General features: G+C 42.1%; 7 protein-coding genes (1 of these 7 cut by a window edge). All 7 read left to right on the forward strand.

The genetic code is table 11. From position 1 onward, the window contains the following. Positions 1 to 789, forward strand: a complete 789-nt coding sequence (gene truA, locus WH46_RS07105; RefSeq protein ID WP_017815390.1) for a tRNA pseudouridine(38-40) synthase TruA — start codon at positions 1 to 3, stop codon at positions 787 to 789. 235 nt (positions 790 to 1,024) lie between these two features. Next, positions 1,025 to 1,462 (forward strand): 50S ribosomal protein L13, encoded by a 438-nt coding sequence (gene rplM / locus WH46_RS07110; RefSeq protein ID WP_017815391.1) that lies wholly within the window; start codon positions 1,025 to 1,027, stop codon positions 1,460 to 1,462. Positions 1,463 to 1,481: 19 nt separating this feature from the next. Further along, positions 1,482 to 1,874, forward strand: a complete 393-nt coding sequence (gene rpsI, locus WH46_RS07115; RefSeq protein ID WP_017815392.1) for a 30S ribosomal protein S9 — start codon at positions 1,482 to 1,484, stop codon at positions 1,872 to 1,874. Positions 1,875 to 2,456: 582 nt separating this feature from the next. Continuing rightward, positions 2,457 to 3,149: a phosphoadenylyl-sulfate reductase gene (locus WH46_RS07120; protein ID WP_046226229.1), complete on the forward strand. Its 693-nt coding sequence runs from the start codon at positions 2,457 to 2,459 to the stop codon at positions 3,147 to 3,149. A gap of 223 nt (positions 3,150 to 3,372) precedes the next feature. After that, positions 3,373 to 4,542 carry a sulfate adenylyltransferase gene (gene sat, locus WH46_RS07125; protein WP_046226230.1) on the forward strand — a complete coding sequence of 390 codons (1,170 nt, stop codon included), beginning with the start codon at positions 3,373 to 3,375 and terminating at the stop codon, positions 4,540 to 4,542. A 200-nt stretch (positions 4,543 to 4,742) separates the two neighbouring features. Next, positions 4,743 to 5,855: an Mrp/NBP35 family ATP-binding protein gene (locus tag WH46_RS07130; RefSeq protein ID WP_017815395.1), complete on the forward strand. Its 1,113-nt coding sequence runs from the start codon at positions 4,743 to 4,745 to the stop codon at positions 5,853 to 5,855. A gap of 134 nt (positions 5,856 to 5,989) precedes the next feature. Beyond that, on the forward strand, positions 5,990 to 6,599 hold the 5' portion of the coding sequence (locus WH46_RS07135) for a stage II sporulation protein M (protein WP_046226231.1). 8 nt of this gene lie beyond the right edge of the window; the window shows 610 of its 618 coding nt (coding positions 1–610); the start codon lies at positions 5,990 to 5,992; its stop codon lies off the right edge, out of view.

The raw sequence follows: 6,599 nt of genomic DNA on the forward strand, positions 1-6,599 counted from the left end.
ATGCGTAATCTATGTATGACCGTAAACTATGATGGAAGTCGTTATAATGGCTTTCAGACACAGCCGGACGGGAATACCGTACAAGATCATTTAGAAAAAGCTATAGCAACTCTTATTGGCGAAAAGCCGAAAATCCATGGCTCAGGGCGTACAGACGCTGGAGTACATGCAGTAGGCCAGGTATTTAACTTTATGACAGACTCCCCTATACCTGCAGATCGCTGGCCTCTGGCCCTTAACGGCCGTCTGCCCAGGGATATTGTTGTGACAGGGGCTCAGAATGTTCCACTGGAGTTTCATTCCAGGCGCTCTGCCAAGCGCAAAACTTACCGGTATACGATCAATGCGAATCAGTATGCTGATGTATTTTTGCGTCATATGCAGCTGCATCATCCGGCTAGACTGAATGTTCAGGCAATGGAAGAAGCTTTTCATCACTTTGTAGGAACCTATGACTTCACTTCATTTGCTTCTCGTTATTCCCAAAAGCAGAACCATATTCGTACGGTACTGGAGACGAGACTAGAGATTGATTATTCTCAGACACGTCCTCATACAAGAGACCAGGGAATCCTGCATTTTTATATTACGGGTAATGGCTTTTTACAGCACATGGTACGGATTATTATGGGAACACTCATTCAGGTAGGAGAAGGCAAGCATAAGCCGGATGCCATACCAGGAATGATTGCAGCATGCGATCGCAGCGCTGCAGGTCCTACCGCTATCAGTAAGGCGTTAACGATGTGGGGAGTACACTATGATGACGTTAATTTTCAAGATAAATGATCCAATAAAAAAAGTCTGAAAAAAGGTTAAATAGTGCTTGCTTAACGCTGATTCATCCTGTAAAATAAAAGTTGTGTTTTCTTAGAGCTATCCCACAGCCCCCTAAGAAAATTACATTACAATTGATATAACCAATAACTATTACAAATGTAACATTGTGTATTAACAACACAAACAAAGAACGATCATATATGAAAATGAAAATTTTCAAAAGCAGACTAAGGAGGAACTTCTCATGCGCACGACCTATATTGCGAAGCCAAGTGAAGTAGAACGCAATTGGCACATTATTGATGCTGAAGGTAAAACACTTGGCCGTCTGGCAAGTGAAGCCGCAGCACTGATCCGCGGTAAACATAAACCATCTTTCACACCTCACGTGGATGGCGGAGATTTCGTTATCGTAATCAATGCTGAAAAAATTCACCTGACTGGTAAAAAACTGCAAGACAAAAAATACTATCGTCATTCCATGCACCCAGGTGGTCTGAAAGTGACGAATGCTCAAGAATTGCTCGCTAACAAACCTGAGCGTGTAATCGAAGCAGCTGTACACGGTATGCTTCCAAAAACTCGTCAAGGTAACGCAATGAAGCTGCGTCTGAAAGCATACGCTGGCGCAGAACATCCACATGCAGCACAAAAACCAGAAGTTTACGAACTTCGCGGATAATTAAAAGGAGGACAGTTTCATGGCACAAGTACAATACTATGGGACAGGTCGTCGTAAACATTCGGTAGCACGTGTTCGCCTTGTACCGGGTGAAGGACGCATTGTCATCAACAAACGCGACATCAATGAATATTTCGGTTTGGAAACTCTCAAACTGATCGTTAAACAACCACTGAACCTGACTGAAACACTGGGCAGCTACGATGTAATCGTACTGGCTCATGGCGGCGGTATCTCTGGTCAAGCAGGCGCAATTCGTCACGGTATCTCCCGTGCATTGCTGAAAGCTGATCCAGAACTTCGCGGTTCCCTGAAAAAAGCTGGATTCCTGACTCGTGACCCACGTATGAAAGAGCGTAAAAAATACGGTCTTAAAGCGGCTCGTCGCGCACCTCAGTTCTCCAAACGTTAATTTTCATTCAAAAGTCTTTTCTCTCTTGCAGAGGAAAGGCTTTTTTATTTGTGTATTAAATCTCAGTTCTATACTTCTCATCATAAATCTATGCATGTTATTAGAAAGATAAATCATGCACTATTGTATACAACCTGTGGAAAAGAGAAGTTGTTAATCATACAGTAAATAAAATGTAGCCTGGAATATGTGTATAAGCCTGTGTATAAGAGGAACGCCAATAAAGAAAATATCCTCTCAAGCTATTTATCCACAACTCTTATCTCCTCGCAAATCCGCATATAATAAAATATATAATTACGAATGAGAAAGTATTACTCGTTGATTTAATATTTTTAAAAGAAATTTCAATATTGTCTTGAAGAGAAAGATACAAGCCACTATAATATACTTATAATTCTTAGTTGTTTAGTCGGTTTAATTCAAGTCTCATTTAATTTGCGTAATTATGAAGTTAATGTCCTAGGTGAGTTGGGAATTCATGAGTAAAGTCCGGTTCATCGATCTTCCTAATAAGAAATGAATAGCTCATGAGTACTTTTTTTCAAATTGAAAAAAACTAATTTAGATGGGGGAAATAATATGAATCTGTTGGAGAAGGAAGAGCTGGCTAGAATTAAAGCAGAAGAGTTGGAGCATGCATCGGCGGAGCAAGTGATTCGTTGGGCCGTAGATAATTTTGAGAGTCTTACTTTTGCTTGCAGCTTTGGAGCAGAGGATGTAGTTATTGTAGACATGCTGCAGACAATAAGCCCTTCTACAGATATTTTTTACCTCGACACTGACTTTCATTTTCAAGAAACGTATGAGACACGCGATCGTATGGTAGAACGGTATGGTATTAATTTTGTCAAAGTAGCCCCAAAACTGACACCAGAAGAACAGGCAGCTGCTCACGGAGAGTCCCTTTGGACAGTGGATCCGAATGCATGCTGCAATATACGTAAAGTAGAGCCATTAACCCGGATCCTTTCCCAATATGATTCATGGATTACTGGTATTCGCCGGGATCAAGCGCCTACACGTGCCAATGCCAAGAAGGTTGAATATGATTACAAATTTGGATTAATGAAGTTTAATCCGATTGCAGATTGGACTTCAGAAGATGTATGGCAGTATATTCGCGATAATGATATCATTTATAATCCTCTGCATGATCGTCATTACCCTAGTATTGGTTGTGAACAGTGTACTCGTCAGGTAATGCCTGGTGAAGATCCACGAGCAGGGCGCTGGGCAGGATCCGAAAAGACAGAATGCGGTTTGCATAAATAAGTACCCATAAAATATCGATAGTCTTGTCAGACTTTTGCCGTTGTTCATAGAACACATTATGCTATTCCCTTACAGCTGAACAACGGCCTACACATAAATGATTTATTTTAATTGTAAATGGACCCTAAATACTGATAGTTAGCCGCTATGCCTATTCGGATAAGTATAAAATGATCCAGTATTGAAGTGCTAGTACTCATCACATAATAAGGGAGAGACCCAGATGACGAAGATTCTGCCACATGGCGGTCAACTGATTAACCGACTTGTAGAAGGACACGAAAAACAACAACTATTGGAACAAGCCAGACAATGGAAGCAAATACCTATTAATACCTGGACAATATCGGATCTTGATTTGATCGCAGTAGGTGCCTTTTCTCCATTGGAAGGATTTATGGAAGAACAGGACTATCACTCTGTATTAAAAGATATGAGACTCGCTAATGGTCTGGTATGGAGTATACCCATTACCCTTGCCCTGGATGAATCGATCACTTCCGAATTGGCTATTGGAGAGAAAGTTGCTCTGGTCGGAGAAACAGATAAAGTCATTTATGGAATATTGGAAGTTCGTAGTATTTATCAGGTAGATCAGAATGAAGAAGCTGTCCAGGTATTCCGCACCAATGATCCTGAACATCCAGGCGTGAAAAAGCTGTTTGGCAGATCTTCTACTTATGTAGGTGGGCCGGTACAAGTGCTGCAACGTCCTGTACCGGAGAAGTTTGGTGAATTCTATTATGATCCTTCCCAGACACGCCAAATTTTTGCTGATAAAGGCTGGAAAACAGTAGTAGGGTTTCAGACTCGTAATCCTGTTCATCGCGCTCACGAGTATATTCAGAAAAGTGCGATGGAGATCGTTGATGCGTTATTCCTGAATCCTTTGGTGGGAGAGACCAAGTCAGATGATGTACCGGCAGATGTGCGTATGCGCAGTTATCTGGTATTACTGGAAAACTACTATCCTCAGGATCGTGCTTTTCTGGGAGTATTCCCAGCAGCTATGCGTTATGCAGGACCGAGAGAAGCTATATTCCATGCTATGGTCCGTAAAAACTATGGTTGTACTCACTTTATTGTAGGACGGGATCATGCAGGTGTAGGTGACTATTATGGAACCTATGAGGCACAGGAGATATTCTCCAACTTTACAGCAGAGGAACTCGATATTACCCCCCTCTTTTTTGAACATAGCTTCTTCTGTACCAAATGCGGTAATATGGCCTCCAGTAAAACCTGCCCACATCCCAAAGAGCAGCATTTAACGTTGTCAGGTACCAAGGTAAGAGCGCTACTTCGAGAAGGTAAGTGTCCACCACCTGAATTTACGCGTCCAGAAGTTGCGGAGATTCTGATCGAAGGTATGGCTGAGCGCATTCCACAGTAAGATAATTGATCGAAAGCTCTAATACCTGTAGATATGCAGGAGATTAGAGCTTTTTGGTGTGTTTTGGTGAATACAGATAATCTGAAGGCCAGCTGAACCATTCGCTAAGCAACCGTATACAATGCTATAATGGCAATGATTATGGGTACGCTGTATATATAGAGGTATATTAATTTGATCTGATAAGGAGTGCACCATTCATGCTATCAAGAGAATATGTACTTGAACTATTAAGCAAAGTTAAAGACCCAGAGTATGATTTCCCACTCCTGGAAATGCAGTTAATACGGGATGTAATGATCAAGGAGACCCGTATCTCATTGACCGTAGTCAGTATTGAACTGGGACAGGAGTATAAAGATACGGTAGAGCAGGCAGTACGTCAGGCTCTTCAGATTGTACAACCGATTGATATTCATATTCGATTCAGAGAGCCGTCAGATCTTGAAATGGAAGCTGTCAGACGTCTATTGTCACCCGAGGAAGCTTCTTCACCTACCGATGAAGAGATCGAGCAGAAAGGGCATGCAGCAGGTCTGGAGAATCTCTCTATTATCAGTGAAAATTCCGGAGTACGTTTTATTGCAGTAGCGAGTGGTAAGGGGGGAGTCGGAAAATCTACAGTAACTGTCAACCTGGCTGCTTCCCTTGCTAGACTTGGCAAAAAAGTAGGCGTGATTGATGCAGACATTTATGGATTCAGTGTACCTGATATGATGGGAATCGAAGAAGGTCCTGTTGTAGAAGAAGGTCGTATCCAGCCTGTAGAACGATTTGGTGTCAAAGTCATGTCCATGGGCTTCTTCATCCGTGAGAATAACCCTGTGATCTGGCGTGGACCGATGCTGGGAAAAATGCTGCGTCAATTTTTTGCAGACGTAGATTGGGGAGAATTGGATTATATGCTGCTTGACCTTCCACCCGGTACAGGAGATGTAGCACTCGATGTGCACCAAATGCTGCCACAAAGTAAAGAGATCCTGGTAACCACACCACATGCTACAGCTGCTTATGTTGCTGCAAGAGCAGGAGCCATGGCACTGCAGACCAATCATGAAATTTTGGGGGTTGTCGAGAATATGGCATACTACCAGACACGTGATGGGCAGAAAGACTATGTGTTTGGCAGAGGCGGCGGTGGCATGCTGGCAGAGAACCTGCATACGGAACTGCTTGCTCAGATTCCACTGGGTGCGCCAGAGAATCTGCCGACCGATCCAGAGTTCTCACCTTCTGTCTACAATAATGAGACTGAGATTGGTCAGCTATATGAAGAACTTGCTAAACGTGTTATTCAGAAATATGAGCAGTAACTATGTTTGAATAACCATTTAATATCGTTAAATAAATACTAAGGTATAGAGAGACAGGGATAAAGGAATCTATCCTCCCTGTCTTTTTATCTGTATCAATTCAATCAGGTATATGACCGGAGAAAGGAGCAACCATGTTCTCAATACGTACGTTCTGGAATGATCTTCGTATCAACAAAACGATGCTTCTGGTATCGCTTGTTTTATTTGTTATCGGTATTATCGCAGGTGTATGGCTGGCAGTACCGTTAGGGGAATATTTGGAGAAGCAGTTAGAACAACTGCGTGGAGTCACCCAACAGCTGCAGCAGAGCAATAATGTAGAGCTCAGTTACTTTATATTCATCTTCTTCAATAATGCAATCAAAAGTATACTAGTCATTTACCTTGGCGTTTTTCTTGGTATTTTTCCGGTTATCTTTCTGGTGATGAATGGGATGATAATTGGATTCCTCGTATATTCCCGCAATATGGAGGGAGTAGACATAGTTACTCTTATTGTAAAAGGTCTACTACCACATGGCATTATAGAGATACCGGCTATTCTGATTGCTGCAGCATATGGTCTGAAGTTCGGGAAGCTCATTCTGGATAGTCTTACTACCTGGGATAGCGCAGCACGATACAGACTAAAAACAGAGCGTAAACAATTTATAAGATCAACCATTACTGCTTCATTTTGGCTTGTAATTATGCTTGTTGTAGCTGCCGGGATTGAAAGTACAATCACTTATTGGTTGGTAC

The organism is Paenibacillus dauci (genome assembly GCF_000971985.1).
Taxonomy (GTDB): Bacteria; Bacillota; Bacilli; order Paenibacillales; family Paenibacillaceae; genus Saccharibacillus; species Saccharibacillus dauci.

Coding starts and splice junctions, on each gene's coding strand:
- truA (WP_017815390.1), top strand. CDS start 1: ATGCGTAATCTATGTATGACCGTAAACTATGATGGAAGTCGTTATAAT.
- rplM (WP_017815391.1), top strand. CDS start 1,025: ATGCGCACGACCTATATTGCGAAGCCAAGTGAAGTAGAACGCAATTGG.
- rpsI (WP_017815392.1), top strand. CDS start 1,482: ATGGCACAAGTACAATACTATGGGACAGGTCGTCGTAAACATTCGGTA.
- WH46_RS07120 (WP_046226229.1), top strand. CDS start 2,457: ATGAATCTGTTGGAGAAGGAAGAGCTGGCTAGAATTAAAGCAGAAGAG.
- sat (WP_046226230.1), top strand. CDS start 3,373: ATGACGAAGATTCTGCCACATGGCGGTCAACTGATTAACCGACTTGTA.
- WH46_RS07130 (WP_017815395.1), top strand. CDS start 4,743: ATGCTATCAAGAGAATATGTACTTGAACTATTAAGCAAAGTTAAAGAC.